The sequence below is a fragment of the Mesorhizobium loti genome, assembly GCF_003148495.1.
GTDB lineage: Bacteria > Pseudomonadota > Alphaproteobacteria > Rhizobiales > Rhizobiaceae > Mesorhizobium > Mesorhizobium loti.
This window is the reverse complement of the sequence record NZ_QGGH01000014.1, coordinates 12,962-32,593: the sequence shown is the minus strand read 5'-3', so window position 1 is coordinate 32,593 and position 19,632 is coordinate 12,962. Positions and strand designations below refer to the sequence as shown.

Below are 19,632 nucleotides of genomic sequence, written 5' to 3'. Positions count from 1 at the left end.
AAACCGCTGCTCGCATAAATTGAAGTTTTGATGCCCTTGCAACGCTCGAACACAGCGGACAAGTTCATTGTGGACCGCAGGAAACCTCATCGCAACAGCGATGTGGCGCGCGCGGTGCGCAAGACGCGTGACCGTCTCTCGCAGCAGGCCGGCAATCCCGATTTCGATCGCGAACTGCTGAAGCTCCACGCCCGCGCAATGACAAGCGGCGCCATCGCCATCCCGCTTCTCATCCTGGCGATCGCGGCTGCCGGCCGGCTGGCCGGCGTCGGTAACGAAATCGGGCTCTGGGCGCTGTTCACACTGACCTGCTACACCATCGTCGCCTTCATGGCGCGGCGCATTGAACGTACGGAAGCTTCCGACCTCAACCCTTTGCAAACACGACGGGAATTCCTGATCTGCCATTTCCTCTGCGGTCTCGGCTGGGGCTGGTTCGTCTGGCTTGGCTGCGACGCCTGCCAGGTCGACCAGTTCCAGTTGGTCAAAGCCGTGGTGTTGCTGTTCGCCATGGCGGCGACCGCGGTGATGACCTCATCCCTGGGCGGGGCGCTATTGGCGACGTTTGCCGTTCCCGTGGCGCTCTACGCCTATGCCGGCTTCAAGCTATGGATGCCGGTTGAGGCGATCATGGCCGGACTGCTGGTCGTGTCGCTGCCCTTCTTTGCCTATGTGGCCCGTCACCTCAACCGCTCGTCCCTGATGGTGTTGTCGTTCCGCTCCGAAAAGGATGCGCTGATCGCCGAACTGGAGACGGCGAAATCGATGTCGGACGAGGCGCGGCGGCGGGCCGAAGATGCCAATCTGGCGAAATCGCGGTTCCTCGCTTCGATGAGCCACGAACTGCGCACGCCGCTCAATGCCATTCTCGGCTTTTCCGAAGTGATGTCGAACGAGGTGCTGGGACCGATGAGCAATCCCACCTATCGCGACTACGCCCACGACGTGCACGAATCCGGCCAGCATCTGCTCGACCTGATCAACGAGATCCTCGACCTGTCGCGCATCGAGGCCGGTCGGTACCAGCTCAATGAAGAGCCGGTGATGCTGCTGAACATCGTCGAGGATTGCTGTCACATGATGGAACTGAGGGCGCGCAACAAGGATATCCGCGTCGTCCAGGATTTCGAGCATCAGTTGCCACGCCTGTTCGCCGACGAGCGGGCGGTGCGGCAGATCACGCTCAACCTTCTGTCGAATGCGATAAAATTCACCGCCACCGGCGGCGAAATCCGCGTCCGCGTCGGCTGGACGGCGGGCGGCGGGCAATACATGTCGGTCAAGGACAATGGCCCGGGCATACCGGAAGACGAGATCCCGGTGGTGCTCTCAGCCTTCGGCCAGGGTTCGATCGCCATCAAGAGCGCCGAGCAAGGCACCGGGCTTGGCCTGCCGATCGTGCAGGGCCTGCTTGCCATGCATGGCGGCGAGTTCGAACTTCATTCCAAGCTGCGCGAAGGGACAGAGGCGATCGCCATCTTCCCGCTGAGCCGGGTGATGGAGGAACTGCCCGCGCTGCCGACCGCCGCGGTAGCAGCTCGGCGGCGATAAGCGTCCCGCCGACCTGGGTCGATGGCCAGCAAGAAGGACGGCACTCCACAATGGCAGCGGGTGATTGGCATGCCGGTGGCATCGGAATCGACTCAGAGCGCCTTCGCCTGAAGCTGTTTACAGCCGACTATGCCGAAGACCTCTTTGCCGCCATCACTCCCGCCATCACACGTTTCATGCAGTGGGAACCGCCTCAATCACTGGCGGCCTTTGCCGAGGTATGGCGATCCTGGCTGGCGCCAATCCACGACGGATCGGATTTGCACTTTGTTGTGCGTACATTGGCGCACGATCGCTGTCTGGGGCTTGTCGGCCTTCATGCGGCGAAGACCGCGTGTCCCGAGCTCGGGATCTGGATCAGAGAAGACGCTCAAGGAAACGGCCTTGGCAGAGAGGCAATTGCTGCTGTTGCTGAGTGGGCCTCCGAGACACTCGAACCGGACTGCTTCGAATATCCGGTTGCCGAAAGGAACGTGGCCAGCAGAAGAATAGCGGAACGCCTCGGAGGCGTAATAATTGGCAGCCGCTTCAACCCGAAATATGCCTCTGTCGTCTACCGCATTCCCAATCTGCGGCGCTGATACGCCAAGATCCTAGCCGCGTACCGTAGCCGCCATGCCTGAGCTGGTCAGCGCAGCTGCCTTGACCAGACCGGCGGCAAGGGCGGCCCCTGCCCCTTCGCCATGGCTGATGCCAAAATCAAGCAGCGGGCGCAGGCCGAGGTGTTGAGCAGCCCGGGCATGCGCGGGCTCCGGCGACAGGCTGGCCAGCAGGCAATGATCGAGCGCGACGGGGTTGGCGGCATGCAGCAGCGCTGCGGCGGCCGTTGCAGCTAGCCCGTCGAGCAGCACCGGAATCTTCTGCATCCGGGCAGCAAGGATGGCGCCGGCAATCGCCGCGAACTCACGTCCGCCGACCCGACGCAGCGCCTCGAGCGGGTCGCTGAGATGGCCGCTGTGAAAAGCCAGCGCCGCATCGACCACGTCAGCCTTGCGTGCCTGCATCGCCGCATCGGCGCCCGACCCTGGGCCGACCCAGTCGACGCCCTTGCCCCCGAACAGCGCCGCAAACAAGGCTGCGGCGACGGTGGAGTTGCCGACGCCGAGATCACCAAGGCACAAGAGATCGGTACCGCCCGCTATCGCTTCCATGCCAAAGGCCATGGTGGCGGCACAGCCGCGCTCATCCAGTGCGGCACGACAGGTGATGTCGGCGGTCGGGATATGCAGGGCAAGATCGAAGACCTTCAGCCCGAGATCGTTGGCAATGCATATCTGGTTGATCGCAGCACCTCCGGCGGCGCAAAGCTCGACCGCATTGGCGGTCGCCGCCACCGGCCGGGGCGAAATGCCGTGCCTGACAACACCGTGATTGCCGGCAAAGACCGCCATCAGTGGTCTTGTCACCGCAGGGGGAGCCCGCCCGCTCCAGGCGGCCAGCCACGCGGCGATGTCCTCGATGCGGCCAAGCGAATTGCCTGATTTGTCGGCCTTGGCAAACAGCGTGCGCACGCGGGTTTCGGCTGCCGTGTCGGCCGCCGGCAGATTGGCCAGCAGGTTGCGGAAATCGTCGAAAGGCAGTGCGCTGGTCATCACGTTGGCGATCATTCCCTGGAGTTGGTGAGCGGCATAGCCGCCTTGCGCGGTTGGCACAACCTCCTGGATCATGGTTCTGCATTTGCCGCAAAGGTGGCTGCGAAGGGCGCAATCGCGGGGGCTTGCATTGGCATTGCCGTTGCACCATGTGGAGATGAACAAGGGATTCCGGTTGGAACCCAAGAGAAAGTCATGACGGCCATCGAATCCCCGTGCATCCTGGTCTGTTCGATCGACATGAAAACCGGCTTCTGTTTCGGGTGCGGCCGCACGCGCGAGGAAATCGGCGCCTGGATCGGGATGACGCCGGAAACGCGCCGTACCGTCATGGCCGAATTGCCGGCCCGGCTGGAAACGGTCGAGCGCCGGCCGCGCCGGGAAACACGCCGCACCCGCATGGCGCGCGAACGCGACGCGCTTTCGTGAGGCGACCACGGGGATGAGCCGACTGTTCTGGATATTGATGGCCGCGATCGGGGTGGGAGCAGTCCTGCTCATGCTCAACGATTCCGCGGGCAGCACGCTTGGCGTCGAGAATTATGATTTCAGCCGGCTGATCTGGCTCGGCGCCTTTGGCGCCCTCATCGGCGCTGGCCTGCTTCGCTCGGGCAGGCCATTGGGCGCTATGGCTCGCAACCTCGGCGCCTGGGTGGCGATCGTGCTCGCACTGATCGCCGGCTACCAATATCGCTATGAACTGCAGGATGTCGCCAGCCGCGTGACCGCAGGCCTTGTTCCCGGCAGCCCGCTGGCCCTGGGTGTCGAAGACGGCCACGCCACGGTGACGCTCGACAAGGCGGACAACGGCCATTTCGAAGCGCGCATCCTGGTCAATGGCAATCCGGTCCGAGCCGTGGTGGATACCGGCGCGACCAGCACCGTGCTGACGTCCGAAGACGCGCAAGCCGCCGGATTCAATCCAGCGGCGCTCAACTACACCATCCCGGTTTCGACCGCCAACGGCATAGCGCGCGCCGCGGCCGTGAAAACCGATCAGATTGCGATCGGCGGCATCATGCGCAGGGACATGCCGGTGATGATCGCTGCACCTGGCATGCTCAGCCAGAGCCTGCTCGGCATGAACTTCATCGGCTCGCTGTCGGGTTTCGACGTGCGCGGCGACCGCATGATCCTCAGGGATTGAGCTCCGGCTCCCAGACTCAGGCCGCTTCGGCCGCCACTCCACTGAGCTCGACGGCTGCGAACGCCGTCTTCAGCACGTCCGGCCCGGCTCCGGGCCGGACGGCGTCGCTGGACAGGATCTGGCGGTAGCGGCGCGCGCCGGGCAAGCCATGGAACAGGCCGACCATATGGCGGGTGACATGGCCAAGCCGCCCGCCCCGCTCGATATGGCGTGCCGCATAGTCCGCCATGGCATCGATCAGCGCGGCGAAGTCGAACGCTTCGGACTTGGCGCCGTAGAACGCGGCATCCACGCCGGCCAAGATGCCAGGCGTATGATAGGCGGCGCGGCCAAGCATGGCGCCGTCGATATGATCGAGATGTGCCCGCACCTCTTCAATCGACTGAATGCCGCCATTGATGCCGATGAATTCGCTTTGTTTTCTGGCCTTCAGCCGATAGACGCGGCCATAGTCCAGCGGTGGGATGTCACGGTTCTCCTTGGGACTCAGCCCTTCCAGCCACGCCTTGCGCGCATGCACCCACAGCGCGTCGGCGCCGGCGCCGAAAACACCATCCGCCAGCGCGTCGAGGGCCGGCTCCGGATCCTGGTCGTCGACGCCGATGCGGCATTTGACGGTGACGGGAATTGTCGCCGCCGCCTTCATCGCTGTGACGCAGCTGGCGACGAGGTCCGGCACCTTCATCAGGCAGGCGCCGAACGTACCCGACTGGACGCGATCTGACGGACAGCCGACATTGAGGTTGATCTCGTCGTAGCCAAAAGCCTCGCCGATGCGCGCCGCCTCGGCAAGTTTTTCGCGATCCGAGCCGCCGAGCTGCAGGGCGACCGGATGTTCCGCTGCATCGAAGCCGAGCAGCCGCTCGCGAGCGCCATGAATGACCGCGTCGGCGACCACCATCTCGGTGTAGAGCAGCGCACGGCTCGTCAGCTGGCGATGGAAGAACCGGCAATGTCGGTCCGTCCAGTCCATCATAGGTGCAATAGCCAATCTATGTGCTTGATATTGCTTCATTTTTCTAATAGTCTCAACTGGTTAGCTCGCACCAAGTGCACACGAATTTACGCCCCCATGCGACGCTTTTCGCCACGTTTCGACATCTGAGTACACACGAAAGATGGCCACTTTCACAAGACTCCCTTCGGGCTCTTGGCGCGTTCAGGTCCGCCGCACAGGCCGCTATGTCAGCGAGACGTTTCTGCGGCGCGACGATGCCCGACTTTGGGCAATAGATGATGAACGTCAGATCGACCGCGGCAAGACACCCAGCGAGTCGCGAATTTCGCGCCTGAAGACCTTCGGCAAACTCATTGACCTTCATATCGATGATATGTGCGATGTGGGCAAGCCCCCGCTCCGCTCCAGGCGATCGACCGTTCGCCGGGCGGCACCGGGACGACTTCGGCTCGCCTGGCGCAACTCTATGGGAAGGGACGACTGAAGGTCGGCGACACCTTCCGCCAGGAAAGCCTGATCGGCACCGTGTTCGAGGGCCGCATCGAAGCCGAGGCCGATGTCGGACCCTTCAAGGGCATCAAGCCCAGTGTCGGCGGTTGGGCACGGATCATCGGCCACAACACGATATTCGTGGACGATCGCGATCCATTGGCCCACGGATTCCAGATCAAGTAGGCGGAACCAAACGCAGGGATAGCGTCGGGCGCGTGGCTGAACACGATCGTGTTGGACAATGATGATGCTTTCCCGGAAGGTTTCACCGTGGGAGACATATGGCTTGAACTTCGGGACTCGCTGCTCGTTTCGCCGCGTAGGCTTGCAATCGACAAGGAACAACAATGCGTACGAAAGCCTCCATTCGTGTCGTCGGCTGTCATGCCGAAGGTGAAGTCGGTGATGTCATCGTCGGAGGCGTCCTGCCGCCGGCGGGCCTCACGATGATGGACAAGATGATCACGATGGAACGTGATCACGACCACATAAGGCGGATGCTGATCTGCGAACCGCGCGGCAGCGTTGCTCGGCACGTCAATCTCCTGGTTCCGTCGACGCGCGAGGATTGCGTCGCCGGTGCCATCATCATGGAGCCGACGGAATATCCTCCGATGTCCGGTTCCAACACGATCTGCGTTGCCACCGTACTGCTCGAAACCGGCATGGTGCCGATGCAGGAGCCCGAGACACGCTTCAAGCTCGACATGCCGGGCGGCGTCATCGAAGTTCGCGCCGAATGCCGCGACGGCAAATGCCTGTCGATCACTTTCCGCAATGCACCCGCCTTTGTCGATCGCCTGGATGCCAATATCGAGGTCGAGGGGCTAGGCACGCTCAAGGTCGATATCGCCTATGGCGGCATGTTCTATGCAATCGTCGATGCCAAGGCGCTCGGCTTTTCGGTTGCTCCCAATGAGGCTCGCGAGCTGGCGGTCGCCGGTGAGAAGGTCCGACGGGCCGCGCGCGAACAGCTCGATGTCGTCCATCCGGAATTCGACCATGTGCGCGGCGTGTCGATTGTGCAGTTCGCCATGCCGTTCCAGGGCCCTGGCAACGTCACCCGCAACACCTGCATCGTCTCGCCGGGCCGCTCGGACCGCAGCCCGACCGGAACCGGCACATCGGCCCGCATGGCCGTGCTGCAGGCCCGCGGCTTGATGGGTGTTGGCGACGTGTTAGTCCATGAATCGATCATCGGCTCGCGCTTCACCGGCAGGATCCTGGAGCTGACGCAGATCGGCGATCGCAAGGCGATCGTTCCGGAGATCACCGGCCGGGCCTGGATCACGGGCGAGCACAGCTATTATCTCGATCCAACCGATCCGTACCCCCAAGGCTATGTGCTGTCCGATACCTGGGGAACCTCCACCTCGGTGAAGCAGTAGGTGCACCGACAGCCGGGCTGTGCGACGATGGCAAAGGGTAAGGTGTTTGTGGATTGCCGGCGGACGACGATCGATTGCATCGGCGAACTGATGCAGCTGATCGCCGCGGGTGCGACCATTCGTTCCGATATTCGCTTGCGGGCACTGCGACATCGTAAGGCGCTGTCGGCCAGATAAGGACGGAGGCAGGCGGTGAAGAAATCGGCGGAAGAAGCACCCGGCATCGACCGATTGAAGATCGGCTTTGTCCTCGCTCGCTCCTTCACCCTTTCCGCGTTCGCGCTGTTCGTCGACACGCTCAGATTGGCGAGCGACGAGACCGACAAATCCGGCAGGGTTTTGGCCGATTGGCAGCTCCTGGCGAGCACCCGAAACCTGATCACCTCCAGTTGCGGAGTCCAGGTCGCGCCGACATCGGATTTCGTGGACCCGAGAGAGTTCAACTATATCGTGGTCGTCGGCGGGCTGCTGAACGGTGAATTTCCGGTCGACAGCGAGACAGTCAGCTACCTCAAGCGATCCGCCGCTGCGAAGGTCCCCTTGATTGGGGTCTGCACGGGAACGTTCATCCTGGCCGAGGCTGGCCTGATGAAGTACCATCAGACTTGCGTCAGCTGGCTCCATTTTCAGGCTTTCCGCGAGCGCTTCCCGGATCACGCGGTCAGGGCGGACCGTCTGTTCAATCTTGACCGCACCAGGGGATCATGTGCCGGCGGCAGCAGCGCGGCAGATATGGCCGCGTCGATCGTCAGGCGCCATATCAGCAGGGAGGCCGAGACAAACGCACTCGAGGTGCTGCAGATCGAGAAGGCGCGCTCGGCGTCGGACATCCAGCCGCGCAGACCGCTTGCCATCGAGAGCCATGATCCCAGACTCAAGGCTGCGCTCATCATCATGGAGAACCATGTCGAGAATAGAATCTCCATTCCCAAATTGGCCGCCTTGGTTGGACTATCACGAAGGCAACTCGAGCGCCTCTTCATGGAGAAAACAAACAGTTCTCCGGCGGTTGTCTACACAAGGGTGCGTCTGGAGCGAGCGAAATACCTCCTGATGCAGACCCGGGCTCCGATGATCGAGATCGCGATCGAGGTCGGCTTTGAAAACGCCTCGCATTTCTCGAGGCTCTTCCGTCAGACTTATGGTCAACCACCGAGCAAGTTCAGATCGGCCGTTTCGAACTGACTTGCCGAGGTTGATAGAGTGACGCCACAACCGCTTTGGGTCTCGACGAGAGGTCCGCAGTGACGGCGCCGGAAGCGTCGCCTACCCCTCCCGACTGCCTACCTTACCTGCCGTTAGCACTAACGGACGAATTTGAAAACGTGTGGCAATCGATTACGAGCCTAGATGTTTGGTCCCGGCATTTGCTGGAGCGGATTGAGTTTGAAGCGTTCCGGTTGTGACGCCCACGCCTTGCAGATGAACTGGTAGGGTGTGAGACCCTTGAGGGTCTTGAGCCTGCGGGCGAAGTTGTAGGCGGCGACGAAGTCGGCGAGATGGGTGCGCAGTTGGTCGTGGCTCTCGTAGTAGAAGCGCTTGACGGTGGCGTCCTTGATAGTCCGGTTCATTCTCTCGACCTGGCCGTTGCATGGGAGCGCCACAGCGACAGAGGCGGTCCGTCGAGCGATACAGCATAGTCAAGAGAATGCCAGCGAAATGCTTTTGGGAGACAGTGCCGCTAGCCCGAACGATCGCCATGAGGCGCGTTCCTGACCTTTCTGCTTTGGATCACTGGCAGTCATCTGCCGCTTGCAAACCGGCTCGATCGCGTTCGCTTGAACTAAAGCTTGCTGTTCGCAGGCTTGCGATTATGGTTGGTGAAGTTTCTGGGGCGGCAGGGGAAGCAACATTTGCCTCGTCGATCAGCACGATCGCACCTGCTTGGTCTGATCGCTGCCGCGGTGGTACCCGTCTGGCTCTTCGCGGCCTATCTGCTGGTCCAATATGCTCTGCACGAGCGATCCCGCTTCGAGCAGGATGCACTGCAGACTGCCCGGCAGGTTTCGCTCGTAGTCGAGGGCGAACTAGCCAACCTCCAAACGACTCTCAACGGTCTGTCGAAATCGGCTGCTCTCGCCAATGGCGATCTGGAGGCCTTTCGCGGCGAGGCGCTCAGCCTGGTCGAAGGGACGGACCGGATCATCGTCCTGCGCGATTTAGAGCGTAATCAACTGTTGAATACAGAGATCGGGTACGGTGCTGATCTGCCGCCGATCGAACCGATATCGGCGGGGGATCGGGAGAAACTCAGAGCGTCTGGCGTTTTCGTCAGCGATGTCTTCGCCAGCAAGGATTCCAAAACCTACCGCATCGCTGTAGCCACAAAGGTGCCGGCTCCGACGGGCGAAGACCTGGTCCTTTCGATTTCTGTCCCAACCGCGCGCATTCGCGATGTGATGATGCCTGCGGTGCCTGAGGGGTGGACGGTGGGCATTGGAGATCGCGACGGTAATTACGTGGCACGTTCCAGGTCGCACGAGGAGATGACCGGCAAGCCCGGATTGCCAGAATATCTGGAAAAAATCGTTGGCCGCTCCGGCAGCTTCACGTCCCGCAACTACGAAGGCATCACGCTGCTGGCAGGCTACTACCGATCGTCATATTCCGATTGGTTTTATACCGCCAACATGCCGCTTTCGGATGTGCAGGCGCCGCTGTGGCGCTCGCTCGCGGCAATTTGCGGGATAGGCCTCCTGGCGCTTCTTGTGTCAATCGCCCTCGGGTACGTCGTTGGAAAGCGCTTCACTGGAGCGACCGCCGACCTTGCCGCTCGCGCTGAGGCGCTGGGCCACGGCCGCACCGTTGAACCTATGTCAACCTCGGTTACCGAGTTCGCTGCTATCGCGCAGGCGCTGGTTGACGCAGAGCGAGCCATCGCTGAGCGTCGGTATGAGTTGGAGACAGTGCTGGAGACGGTGCCGGCGGCGGTCTGGTTCACCTATGACCCGAAAGCGCTCCAGGTGATCCGCAATCGCTTCGCGGCCGAACTCATGGGTTTACCGACGGACGTCCGTAAATCCTTTGGGGCGCCCGATCTGGTGATCAACACCGTCGCAGTCAAGGACGGCCACACCGTAAGCCGTGAAGACCGACCTCTAAGCCGGGCAATGCGCGGAGAGCTGACCGACAACGAAGAGTTCGCCTACACCCTTCCATCAGGCGTGGAGCGCTTCCTGCTGTCGAGCGCGCGTCCGATCCGCAGCCCAAGCGGCAACATTATTGGCGCTGTGCAAATCAGCCTGGACATCACTGACCGTAAACGCGGCGAAGAGCACCGCAAATTGCTGGTGAATGAACTGAATCACCGCGTCAAGAACACGCTTGCGGTGGTCCGATCCATCGCAAGCCAGACGATCCGCAACGCTACGACGTTGCCCGAGGCAGGACGGACCCTGTCCAACCGGCTCATCTCGCTGGCAAAGGCGCACGACATCCTTACGCAACAGAACTGGAGCGGTGCCGATCTCAATGATCTGATCACAGCGTCAATCAAGCCGCATGCATCGATCGAGCGCTTTCAAATCAGCGGCGGCAAGGTTTGGCTTCCGCCAAACGTCGCTCTCTCATTTGCTCTCGCGCTTCATGAACTTACGACAAATGCAATCAAATATGGGGCGCTGTCGAATGCAAAGGGCAAGGTTTCGATATCCTGGAAGCTTGTTGGTCAAAAACAGCAACGCCGACTTGAACTCGAATGGCGAGAGACAGGCGGCCCAACCGTCGGCCCTATCGAGCGCAAGGGGTTTGGCACCCAGCTTCTGGAGCGCATATTCGCCTCCGACTCGGCAGGCCGAATCGTCCTGACGTTCGAAAGGTCCGGACTGGCTTGCGATTTTCGGGTGAACTTGTTTGAGCCGAATGAGGCTGAGGCACATTTCCCAAGCAGCGAAACTTAGACCTAGTCGGTTCAGTCCGAACTATTTGCATAGGAAGAAGATCTTGCCGTTGGCCGCTACTCGCCCACGCCAAAGCGGTTATGTCAGAGAAGGGAACGTTCTGCTTCGGGTGTCCGCCATGGCGCAACCTGATCGTTCCGATCGACGAGAAGAATGGCAACATTCCAGCCTTTAGACTAGCGACGTTGCCGCCACGCAGCGGCAATGAAGGTTCTGCCAGCTACTGCGCACCCGGTGTCCATTCGGGCAGCGGCGCAAGGCTGCGGTTGAACTGCTTCCACCACATGGACTGATCTATCTCGCAGCAGGCGCGAAGCATGGCGTGCGCCTTCTCGAAAGCCTGGGTGGCGAGATCGTCGAACGTCATATGCGCGTCGTATGGTATAGACACCACCAGTTCCTGACCGGTCTGTGTGCCGCCTTCGTCAACCTGAAGATAAAGCCAAACGACGAATTGTGCGTCTTGGCCGCTCGCGTCCGCATTGCCGATCTTGATGCGGTCGATACCTGCTGCAGTGACTTTCATGCGGAGACCCCTTCATTTGGTTGGATTCGCAGTGAATCCCAGAAGTCCGCAGCAATCAGAAAGGTTCCGGGACCGTTGTCCCTATGGTGAAGTATTGATAAAGAAGTGGTTAGGCAGCCCCTACCCTTCATATGAATTTCGCATGGTTGGTGAACCATCCAGAAACTAATTTAGGGGCATGCCGCTGAGGGGGCCATGCAGCCGGCAGCTTGAGAGAACCATCCTGTACGTCCGTCGGCTATCCGGCAAACGGCAGATCGCGGATGTACGTGCGACGATCTTCGCAGGACAGGTCAGCACTGATGTTCAACGGGGGTCCGAAGATACCCGTCGGATACCCCATCGCAGGAACGAAAATGGAAGAGAAGCAGGACTTTCGTGTGCAGTTTATGCACACGAACCCTTATAACGCATTGATTTTGCCAGTCTATCCGTCCAGTCCATCATCGGCGCAATAGCAAGTTTGTTGTCTGTTATATTAATGTCATCGTCTTCTTTTGATCTAGGTCGATCCAATTCCCGATTGGAAAGACAGACCAGTTGGCAAAAGGCGCCCGCCTACGCCACCGCAACGGAAAGCCACATGGCTACATCGACGTTCTTGTTGCACATAGTGCACACGAAAGCGGTTGGTCTAGTGCACTCCGGAGCAGCCGGCAACGCCACACGCGACCAACAGGTTGGCCCCGGCAAGCGATGCCTCGAAGTGTGCCCGTACGGTACGCGATGTCTATTCAGTCGAAGAAACCGGCGTCCTCTTCCTTGAGATACTTCTTTGCGCCTGCGGCATCGATGTCCACGCCCAATCCGGGAGCTTCGAGCAAGTCGATCATCGAATCCTTCACGATCCGCGTCGGCAGGCCAATAACGATATCCTCCCACCAGGGGTCGGAGGCGCTGGGGTATTCGAAGGCGATGTAGTTGGCGGGCAGAGTTGCGCAGACATTGATCAGCGCGCCGAGGCCGAGGAGACCATTCGCCGTGCCGTGCGGTGCCATCATGATCGAGTGCATGTAGGCATGTTCGGCCACCCATTTGAGCTCGGCGATGCCGCCGATATCTGCGGGGTCCGGACCGATGATGCGGACCGCCTGCGTTTCGATCAGTTCCTTGAAGTTATGACGCAGGTAAATCTGCTCTCCTGTGTGGATAGGGGTGGACGTGGATGTCGTGAGTTCGCGGTAGGCCTGCGGATTGACCCATGGCACGTAGTCGCCCGTCAGCATGTCCTCGAGCCACATGAGATTGTATTTTTCCACCGCCTGCGCGAAGCGGATGGCGTCCGGCAGAAACCAGCCGGGGCCGCAATCAAGCGCGAGCGAAACCTTGTCGCCGAGCACCTCCTTCATGGCGATGACGCATTCGATCATATGCGCCATGCCGCGCTCGCTGATCTGCCCCTGGTCCATCGCCCCGTGATAGGTCGGCGGCTGGCGGACGCCGTAGTGGAAGTCGGGCACGCTCGTCTTCATGTTGGAGTGGAAGCTGATCCCCTGCTTGACCATGAAGAAGTTTTCGGGCCGCTCCATCATCCACTTGACGTCGGCCGCGTAGTCCTCGGGCTTGTCGCCGGTCCTTTTTTTGCGGATGGAGCCGTTGTAGACCCGCACCTTGTCGCGCACCTTGCCGCCGAGCAGCTTGTAGACTGGAACGCCGGCCGCCTTGCCGGCGATGTCCCAGAGAGCGTGCTCGATGGCGCTGACGGCGGCGCCATAAGGCTTGAACGAGCCGCGCTGCCGGATCTTCAGCATGCAGCGTTCGACGTCGGTCGGATCTTCACCGATCAGCGCCTCGCGGAAATGCAGGACCCAGGGCTTGAGATAGGGCTTGGTGTACTCAACCTCGCCGAGGCCATAAAGACCTTCATCGGTCACGATGCGGACGATGGGATGTTTGCCGATGACGGCGCACCGGAGATCGGTGATCTTCATGATGTCCTCTATTTCACCGACGAGAAGGCGGTTGGCGCGAGAAACTGGCTGGAAATATTGGCCAGGATCGGGCCATCGCGCTCGGACTCGTCGCGGACCTTGAGCCATGCCGGATCGGTGGTGAAGGCCTTCCATTTCACTTCGCGCTCGGCAAGGGATTCCCAGGCGACGAAATAGGTCAGTCGATTGCTGCTTTCGCCGACCACCGTGGTGAAGAACCCGGCCTGGCGGATGCCGTGCTTATCCCACAGCGCCAAGGTATGGTCGTTGAAACGCTTGAGCAGTGCCGGCAGCTGGCCCGGCAGGCAGTCGTAAATGCGAAGTTCGTAGATCATGGTCGATCCTTCTGTTCACCTCTCCCCCCGGGGAGAGGTGTAGAGTCAGCTCCAGGTGCGGTCCCAGGAATATTCATCGTCCCAGTGATCGGTCGGCTGCCAGATGCCGGTGATGCCGGGCTGCAGGTGCTGGCTGATCACTTCGTCGACGACGTCGTCGATGCCCAGGCCCGGTCTGTCGGGGACGGTGATGAAGCCGTCCTTGACCAGCGGCTTGGGCAGGCCGGTGACGATATCGTCCCACCAGTCGACCTCGACGCTGTGGTATTCGAGCGCCATGAAGTTTTCCGTGGCCACGGCGACATGGGCAGCCGCCATGGCGGCGATCGGGCTCTCCGCCATGTGAATAGCCATGGCAACGCCATGGTCCTGCGCCGCATCGCCGATCTTCTTCGTCTCGAGGATGCCGCCTGACGTAAGCAAGTCCGGGTGGATGACCGAGATGCCGGCGTTGAGCAGCGGCTCGAAACCTTCCTTGAGATAGATGTCCTCACCGGTGCAGATCGGCACGGACGTAGCCTGCTGCAGCTGCCGATACTGTTCGGTGTACTGCCAGGGGATCACGTCCTCGAGCCAGGCTGGTGCGTATTTCTCGATCCGCCGGGCGAGACGGATGCCGTCCTGCAGCGAGATGTGGCCGACATGGTCGATGGCGAGCGGGATCTCGTAGCCGATCACCTCGCGGACCTCGTGGATATATTGATCGAGCAGGTCGATGCCCTTTTCGGTGAAGTGGAGGCCGGTGAAGGGATGCGGCACGTTCTGCGCGTCATAGGCGGCATTGCGTGCCCGGCGTTCGTCCAGCGTGCGTGCCCGACCGCGGCTGGCATGCGTGCGGAAACCGTCGAGCACGCCAGCCGGCGCGACCACAGCGCCTGGGATGTGGGAGATCTGCGCCAGCCCGAGGTCCATCTTGAGGAAGGTGAAGCCGAGATCCATCCGCGCCTTGAGCCGCTTGCCGGTCTCGGTGCCACTGGGCTTCTCCGCATCGGTGTCGCAATAGACACGCACCTTGTCGCGGAACCGTCCCCCGAGCATCTGGTAGATCGGCACGCCATAGGCCTTGCCGGCGAGGTCCCACAGGGCGATCTCGACTGCCGAGACACCGCCACCCTGCCGGCCATGACCGCCAAATTGCTTGATGCGGCGGAACAGCCGGTCGATGTCACAGGGATTCTCGCCGAGCAACCGGCTCTTGAGCATCAGCGCATAGGTCGCGCTGGCGCCGTCGCGTACCTCACCAAGCCCGACAATGCCCTGGTTGGTGTAGATCTTGATGAGCGCCGAGGTGAACGGCGCGCCGACGATCTCGGCAACGCGCAGGTCGGTGATGCGCAGATCGCTCGGCCGCGAACCGCTGCGGACATTGTTCTCGATCGTCTCAGCTGCACTGCTGTCTCTCGCCATCGTACCACTCTCCTACTGGTCAGGATTTGGCCCACTTACTGGTCAGGATTTGACGCCTGCCTGGCCCGCTCGCCTGGCTACCCCCATCTGTTCGATGATATGGCGGCCAGATCCTTCCACGTGCCTGGCCACGACGGCGGCTGCGCCGTCCGCATCCTGCGCCTTGATGCGTTCGATCAGTTCGCGGTGCTCGCGCAGCACAGCCATGCGCCGGCTGAGCGATGTCGGAAAGCGGCGGCTGATGGCGCGCAGGATCTCGCGATGTTTCCACCAGAGTTCGGCGGCATGCCGGTTGTAGTGGCGGTCGTAGATCAGTTGGTGAAAACGCGTGTCGAGCACGCCGTGCTGGGCCAGATCGGCGAAGTTGAGTTCTTCGATCGCGGCCTGCGCCGCCTCAAGCCTGGCAATGTCCGCATCATCGACGATCGAGACGAACCAGCGCGTCAGCGCCGGCTCGATCAGCACCTCGATCTCGATGATGTCACGCACGAAGGTTTCATCGATCGGCCGAACGCGGGCGCCGCGATTGGGCTCGATCAGGACAAAGCCCTCTCCGCGCAATTGCTGCAGCGCCTCGCGGATCGGATTGGTCGACGTGCCGTATTGGGCAGCCAGATCCGCGATCTTGAGCCTCACATTGGGTCCGAGGCGACCCGAAATAATCTCGTCGCGGATCATTTCATAGACCCAGCCGGGTTGATCGAAGGTTTCCCCCGATGGTCTGTCCCCTGATGGTCCGTCGATGAGTGTGATTTCGCCCATGGATGCCGGTTTTATGCAGCTTTTTCGCGTTAGCCAAGCCCATAGTACGTTAACTTGCCAAAAGAATGTACGATTTCATCCAGGTTGACAGATACAATTTTGTCTGGAAGTCTCACGAACCTTGGCTGAAGTCGGAACGAATTCGACCGCCCAGGGAGGAGCGCAAGCTGTGGGTCGGACGCCCTGCCGAATAGCTGGCTGGCCGCCGCCGTGAGGAGGAGAAATCTCAATGAAGAATTCGAGAAATCGCGCAGCTGAGGCCGGTCGTCAGAGCCGCCGGCAGGTCCTGACATCCTCGGTGGCGCTCGCACTGGCCGCATCGATGATGTCCACCGCGGTCCATGCGCAAAGCGTCGACATCAGCAAATGGTCTCCGGAATATGTCCGCAGTATTGCCGGCACCGAGGAAGTCAACACTGCCGCCGAGTGCTCCAAGGTCGTGCCGCTCGATTACAAGGGTCGCCTGACCTACTGGTACACCGGTCCGTCGGATGCCGAGCCCGAAATCACCAAGCAGATGGACAAGGAGTTCTGGGTGGCGTGGAAGGCGACCTACCCGAACATCCAGACCGATGCGCAGAACATCAATTACAACGATCTTCTCGACAAGTTTCGCACGGCCTTGCTGGGCAATGCCGGCCCCATGGTCGTGCGGCTGCAGATCCTGGGCGGCGTGGAATTTGCGGCCAAGGGGTACTTGCAGGAGCTGAAGCCCGAAGACGTCGGATACAAGACAGCGGACTTCTGGCCCGGTGCCTTGAAGTCGGTCACCTATGACGGCAAGACCTACGGCATCCCGACCAACAACGAGACCATGGCCTTCATCTGGAACGCCAAGATATTCAAGGATGCCGGCCTCGATGGGGATAAGCCGCCAGCGACATGGGATGAAGTCGTCAAAGACTCCAAGCAAATCCACGACAAGCTCGGCATTGCCGGTTACGGCCTGGTGGCCAAGCAGAACGCCGGCAACACGCCGTTCCGCTTCATGCCGCAACTGTGGGCCTACGGCGGCGCGGCGCTCGACGAAGCCGACCCGGCCCCGACCTACAAAAACATCGGTCTCAACAGCCCCGGCGCAAAGGCCGCGCTGCAGGCTGCCTACGACATGTATGTGCGCGACAAATCGGTCCCGGTCTCCGCGCTCACCAACACGCAAAACGAGAACCAGGGCCCGTTCATCGCCGGCCAGTTGGCCATGATGATCGCTCATCCGGCCGAATACGCCAAGATGGTGGACCTGGCATCCAAGGCAACCGGCGCCGACAAGAAAGTTGCCGACGCCGTGGTGGCGAACATGCGCTATGGCCTGATTCCTGAAGGTCCGGCGCGGCGCGCCGTGGTGTTCGGCGGCTCCAACATTCATGTCCTCAAGCCGGAGTATGTGGACGGCGGAACCGACGAGATGGCGGTGAAGGCCCTCATCTGCATGTGGACAAGCCCGGAATGGTCGACGCGGCTTAACTGGGTCGGTTCGAACCCCGGCAATTTGCGCGGCTTCAAGACCAAGTGGATGAAGGAGCGTCTTGAGCAGATCAAGTTCCTCGACGTGACGACATCCATGCTGCCCAACGGCATTCCTTTCCCGGTCGTCCCGGAAGCGCCGGAGATCATGAACATCATTGTCCCGGACATGCTGCAGAATGCCTTGACGGGCAAGATGACGGTCGATGCGGCTGCCGATGACGCCGCCGCGAAGGTCAAGGCGCTGCTTGGCGGCTTATAACTTGGCGAGGTGTAAGTCCCGTCCCGCCCTGGAACGGCCGGCAGCCTTCGTGCTGCCGGTCCCCACGTCTTCCAACAAAGGATGTAGCCCGTGAGCATCGCCACGGAACTGGCCCCTGCACCGGGAAGGCGCGTTGGCCTTATGCAGCGGGTGGTGAACCATCGCGCGGACTACCTCTACGTGCTTCCGGCGCTCGCGGTAATGATGATCGTCATCGCCTATCCCGTCTACTACACGCTTGAACTCAGCCTTTTCAAAACGCCCGCCAACCTTCAGATGAAGGACAAGGTCTATGTCGGGCTCGACAATTACGTCACCATCCTGACCAGCCAGTCGTTCCGTGATGTCACCGTCAACACGCTGATCTGGACCATATCCTCGACGCTCATCTCCTTCCTGCTCGGGCTCTGCGCTGCTTTGGCGCTGCACCGCGAGTTCGCCGGCCGTGGCGTGCTTCGCGCCGTTTTGCTCGTCCCCTATGTCGTCAGCGCCGTTGCCGCGTCCTATGTCTGGAAATGGCTCTACCATTCGGATTTCGGCGTGATCGGCGCACTGTCGGTGCAATTCGGTTTCACCGACAGGCCGATCAACTTCCTCGACAATCTGTACACGGTCCTGCCCTCGCTCATCGTCGTCAACATCTGGCGGGAATTCTCCTTCGCCATGATCATGCTGATGGCCGGCCTGCAGACCGTGCCCGACCAGTTGCTGCGGGCAGCCCAGGTCGATGGCGCCAATACATGGCAACGCTTCTGGCACGTGACCTTTCCGCACCTGAAAGGCGTCTCGATGGTTACACTGCTGTTGTTGATGGTGGCGAACTTCAACTCCTTCATCATCCCGTGGGTGATGACGGGCGGCGGGCCTGCTGGCGCTTCCGACATCTGGATCACCCAGATCTATCAGCTCGCCTTCGGGCGCCAGCGCTGGGGTCTGGCATCGGCCTACGCAGTCATTCTGTTCGTCGTGCTGATGACGCTGGGCTACTTCTACGTGAAGGCACTGACGCGCGGCGACGAGGCCAGGGCATGACCAGTACCCTCGCCGACACCAGCCGTTCCGCTGCCAGAAAACCCATTGACTGGTGGCGATGGAGCGGTCGCGTCTTCCTGCTGTTCCTGTTGATCTTCACAGTCCTGCCGATGGCGTGGATGGTGCTGACATCGCTGAAGTCGCAATTCGCCGCCATGCAATACCCGCCGCAGTGGTGGCCGGCCGAGCCGACACTCGAAAACTACCGCAAGCTGCTCGATCCCTCGAATTCGGTCGGCCACGAATTCCTGCAATATTTCTGGAACAGCCTCTACGTTTCGGTGGCGACGACGATCCTCGGCGTCGTCGTCGCGGTGCCGGCGGCATATGCCTTTTCGCGATTCCGCTTTCCGGGCCGCACGTTCCTGTTCTTCGCGGTGCTGGTCAGGAACATGTTTCCCGCGGTCGTTTTCCTGATGCCGCTGTTCCTGCTGATGCGCCGGCTCGGGCTGGTGGGCACCCACACATCCCTGATCCTGACCTATCTGACGTTTGGCCTGCCGCTCTCGATCTGGCTGCTCAAGGGGTTCTACGACAACATCCCGATCCAGCTCGAGCAGGCGGCGCGGATCGATGGGGCGACGCGCTTCCAGGCCTTCTACATGATCGTGCTGCCGCTCTCGTCGCCAGGCATCATCGCCACGTCGATCTTCTCGTTCATTGGTGCCTGGAACGAGTACGTCTATGCCGTCACGTTCCTGAACAACAAGGACAAGTTGACCTTGCCGGTGGGTATCCAGCGCTACTTCACCGAGTTCGCCACCGACTGGCCCGGCCTGATGGCGGCAACCTTCCTGATGAGCGTGCCGGTCGTGGTCCTGTTCCTGGTGCTACAGAAATATTTCGTTCGCGCCCTGACAGAAGGCGCCGTGAAGTCGTGACTGCG

Annotated in this window: 17 protein-coding genes and 2 pseudogenes; 11 read left to right on the top strand and 8 right to left on the bottom strand. The window is 61.0% G+C overall.

Annotated features, from left to right (window positions below):
* Nucleotides 1-30: 30 nt before the first annotated feature.
* Together C8D77_RS30465 and C8D77_RS30460 are read left to right on the top strand one after the other, a co-directional pair.
* Nucleotides 31-1,551 carry a sensor histidine kinase gene (locus tag C8D77_RS30465; protein ID WP_109671223.1) on the top strand — a complete coding sequence of 507 codons (1,521 nt, stop codon included), beginning with the start codon at nt 31-33 and terminating at the stop codon, nt 1,549-1,551.
* A 50-nt stretch (nt 1,552-1,601) separates the two neighbouring features.
* Nucleotides 1,602-2,132 carry a GNAT family N-acetyltransferase gene (locus C8D77_RS30460; protein ID WP_109671222.1) on the top strand — a complete coding sequence of 177 codons (531 nt, stop codon included), beginning with the start codon at nt 1,602-1,604 and terminating at the stop codon, nt 2,130-2,132.
* 12 nt (nt 2,133-2,144) lie between these two features.
* Here C8D77_RS30460 and C8D77_RS30455 read toward each other — a convergent pair whose 3' ends face one another.
* The gene (locus tag C8D77_RS30455) at nt 2,145-3,143 is read right to left on the bottom strand and encodes a nicotinate-nucleotide--dimethylbenzimidazole phosphoribosyltransferase (RefSeq protein WP_109671330.1); all 999 of its coding nucleotides are present in this window, start codon (nt 3,141-3,143) and stop codon (nt 2,145-2,147) included.
* Nucleotides 3,144-3,338: 195 nt separating this feature from the next.
* Between C8D77_RS30455 and C8D77_RS30450 the strand changes: the two genes are divergently transcribed.
* Nucleotides 3,339-3,572 (top strand): DUF1289 domain-containing protein, encoded by a 234-nt coding sequence (locus C8D77_RS30450; RefSeq protein WP_109671221.1) that lies wholly within the window; start codon nt 3,339-3,341, stop codon nt 3,570-3,572.
* 13 nt (nt 3,573-3,585) lie between these two features.
* Complete coding sequence (locus tag C8D77_RS30445; protein WP_109671220.1) at nt 3,586-4,290, top strand: TIGR02281 family clan AA aspartic protease; 705 nt, start codon at nt 3,586-3,588, stop codon at nt 4,288-4,290.
* A 16-nt stretch (nt 4,291-4,306) separates the two neighbouring features.
* On the opposite strand, the gene dusA is transcribed toward C8D77_RS30445, so the two are convergent.
* The gene (gene dusA, locus C8D77_RS30440; RefSeq protein ID WP_109671219.1) at nt 4,307-5,305 is read right to left on the bottom strand and encodes a tRNA dihydrouridine(20/20a) synthase DusA; all 999 of its coding nucleotides are present in this window, start codon (nt 5,303-5,305) and stop codon (nt 4,307-4,309) included.
* 348 nt (nt 5,306-5,653) lie between these two features.
* On the opposite strand from dusA, the pseudogene C8D77_RS30430 reads away from it, so the two are divergent.
* From C8D77_RS30430 to C8D77_RS30415, 3 genes and pseudogenes are all read left to right on the top strand, one after another.
* Nucleotides 5,654-5,923 (top strand): annotated as a pseudogene (locus C8D77_RS30430) (proline racemase family protein); the annotation flags it as partial.
* Nucleotides 5,924-6,087: 164 nt separating this feature from the next.
* Nucleotides 6,088-7,128, top strand: a complete 1,041-nt coding sequence (locus C8D77_RS30420) for a proline racemase family protein (RefSeq protein WP_109671217.1) — start codon at nt 6,088-6,090, stop codon at nt 7,126-7,128.
* A gap of 192 nt (nt 7,129-7,320) precedes the next feature.
* Nucleotides 7,321-8,313 carry a GlxA family transcriptional regulator gene (locus C8D77_RS30415; protein WP_109671216.1) on the top strand — a complete coding sequence of 331 codons (993 nt, stop codon included), beginning with the start codon at nt 7,321-7,323 and terminating at the stop codon, nt 8,311-8,313.
* Nucleotides 8,314-8,474: 161 nt separating this feature from the next.
* Here the strand turns inward: C8D77_RS30415 and C8D77_RS30410 are convergent.
* Nucleotides 8,475-8,717: pseudogene (locus C8D77_RS30410) on the bottom strand (integrase core domain-containing protein); the annotation flags it as partial.
* A gap of 201 nt (nt 8,718-8,918) precedes the next feature.
* On the opposite strand from C8D77_RS30410, the gene C8D77_RS30405 reads away from it, so the two are divergent.
* The gene (locus C8D77_RS30405; protein WP_245951919.1) at nt 8,919-11,027 is read left to right on the top strand and encodes a sensor histidine kinase; all 2,109 of its coding nucleotides are present in this window, start codon (nt 8,919-8,921) and stop codon (nt 11,025-11,027) included.
* Between the two features lie 220 nt (nt 11,028-11,247).
* Here the strand turns inward: C8D77_RS30405 and C8D77_RS30400 are convergent, their stop codons facing one another.
* From C8D77_RS30400 to C8D77_RS30380, 5 genes are all read right to left on the bottom strand, one after another.
* Nucleotides 11,248-11,553: a hypothetical protein gene (locus C8D77_RS30400; RefSeq protein WP_109671214.1), complete on the bottom strand. Its 306-nt coding sequence runs from the start codon at nt 11,551-11,553 to the stop codon at nt 11,248-11,250.
* A 734-nt stretch (nt 11,554-12,287) separates the two neighbouring features.
* Nucleotides 12,288-13,484 (bottom strand): mandelate racemase/muconate lactonizing enzyme family protein, encoded by a 1,197-nt coding sequence (locus C8D77_RS30395; protein WP_109671213.1) that lies wholly within the window; start codon nt 13,482-13,484, stop codon nt 12,288-12,290.
* Nucleotides 13,485-13,492: 8 nt separating this feature from the next.
* The gene (locus tag C8D77_RS30390; RefSeq protein WP_023767759.1) at nt 13,493-13,819 is read right to left on the bottom strand and encodes an NIPSNAP family protein; all 327 of its coding nucleotides are present in this window, start codon (nt 13,817-13,819) and stop codon (nt 13,493-13,495) included.
* Nucleotides 13,820-13,864: 45 nt separating this feature from the next.
* Nucleotides 13,865-15,226 carry a mandelate racemase/muconate lactonizing enzyme family protein gene (locus tag C8D77_RS30385; RefSeq protein WP_109671212.1) on the bottom strand — a complete coding sequence of 454 codons (1,362 nt, stop codon included), beginning with the start codon at nt 15,224-15,226 and terminating at the stop codon, nt 13,865-13,867.
* 42 nt (nt 15,227-15,268) lie between these two features.
* A complete protein-coding gene (locus C8D77_RS30380; RefSeq protein WP_109671211.1) occupies nt 15,269-15,988 on the bottom strand; it encodes a GntR family transcriptional regulator in 720 nt (239 codons plus the stop codon).
* A gap of 229 nt (nt 15,989-16,217) precedes the next feature.
* Between C8D77_RS30380 and C8D77_RS30370 the strand changes: the two genes are divergently transcribed.
* The 3 genes from C8D77_RS30370 to C8D77_RS30360 all read left to right on the top strand — a co-directional run bounded on the left by C8D77_RS30370 (nt 16,218) and on the right by C8D77_RS30360 (nt 19,627).
* Complete coding sequence (locus C8D77_RS30370) at nt 16,218-17,714, top strand: ABC transporter substrate-binding protein (RefSeq protein WP_245462845.1); 1,497 nt, start codon at nt 16,218-16,220, stop codon at nt 17,712-17,714.
* A gap of 90 nt (nt 17,715-17,804) precedes the next feature.
* Complete coding sequence (locus C8D77_RS30365; RefSeq protein WP_425453770.1) at nt 17,805-18,746, top strand: carbohydrate ABC transporter permease; 942 nt, start codon at nt 17,805-17,807, stop codon at nt 18,744-18,746.
* A complete protein-coding gene (locus C8D77_RS30360; protein ID WP_109671208.1) occupies nt 18,743-19,627 on the top strand; it encodes a carbohydrate ABC transporter permease in 885 nt (294 codons plus the stop codon). The genes C8D77_RS30365 and C8D77_RS30360 overlap by 4 nt, the downstream gene beginning before the upstream one ends.
* The last annotated feature ends 5 nt before the right edge of the window (nt 19,628-19,632 follow it).

Bases quoted from the DNA above. Each gene is read 5' to 3' on its own strand.
- C8D77_RS30465 (WP_109671223.1), top strand. From the start codon at position 31: ATGCCCTTGCAACGCTCGAACACAGCGGACAAGTTCATTGTGGACCGC.
- C8D77_RS30460 (WP_109671222.1), top strand. From the start codon at position 1,602: ATGGCAGCGGGTGATTGGCATGCCGGTGGCATCGGAATCGACTCAGAG.
- C8D77_RS30455 (WP_109671330.1), bottom strand. From the start codon at position 3,143: ATGACCAGCGCACTGCCTTTCGACGATTTCCGCAACCTGCTGGCCAAT.
- C8D77_RS30450 (WP_109671221.1), top strand. From the start codon at position 3,339: ATGACGGCCATCGAATCCCCGTGCATCCTGGTCTGTTCGATCGACATG.
- C8D77_RS30445 (WP_109671220.1), top strand. From the start codon at position 3,586: ATGAGCCGACTGTTCTGGATATTGATGGCCGCGATCGGGGTGGGAGCA.
- dusA (WP_109671219.1), bottom strand. From the start codon at position 5,305: ATGAAGCAATATCAAGCACATAGATTGGCTATTGCACCTATGATGGAC.
- C8D77_RS30420 (WP_109671217.1), top strand. From the start codon at position 6,088: ATGCGTACGAAAGCCTCCATTCGTGTCGTCGGCTGTCATGCCGAAGGT.
- C8D77_RS30400 (WP_109671214.1), bottom strand. From the start codon at position 11,553: ATGAAAGTCACTGCAGCAGGTATCGACCGCATCAAGATCGGCAATGCG.
- C8D77_RS30395 (WP_109671213.1), bottom strand. From the start codon at position 13,484: ATGAAGATCACCGATCTCCGGTGCGCCGTCATCGGCAAACATCCCATC.
- C8D77_RS30390 (WP_023767759.1), bottom strand. From the start codon at position 13,819: ATGATCTACGAACTTCGCATTTACGACTGCCTGCCGGGCCAGCTGCCG.
- C8D77_RS30385 (WP_109671212.1), bottom strand. From the start codon at position 15,226: ATGGCGAGAGACAGCAGTGCAGCTGAGACGATCGAGAACAATGTCCGC.
- C8D77_RS30380 (WP_109671211.1), bottom strand. From the start codon at position 15,988: ATGGGCGAAATCACACTCATCGACGGACCATCAGGGGACAGACCATCG.
- C8D77_RS30370 (WP_245462845.1), top strand. From the start codon at position 16,218: ATGAAGAATTCGAGAAATCGCGCAGCTGAGGCCGGTCGTCAGAGCCGC.
- C8D77_RS30360 (WP_109671208.1), top strand. From the start codon at position 18,743: ATGACCAGTACCCTCGCCGACACCAGCCGTTCCGCTGCCAGAAAACCC.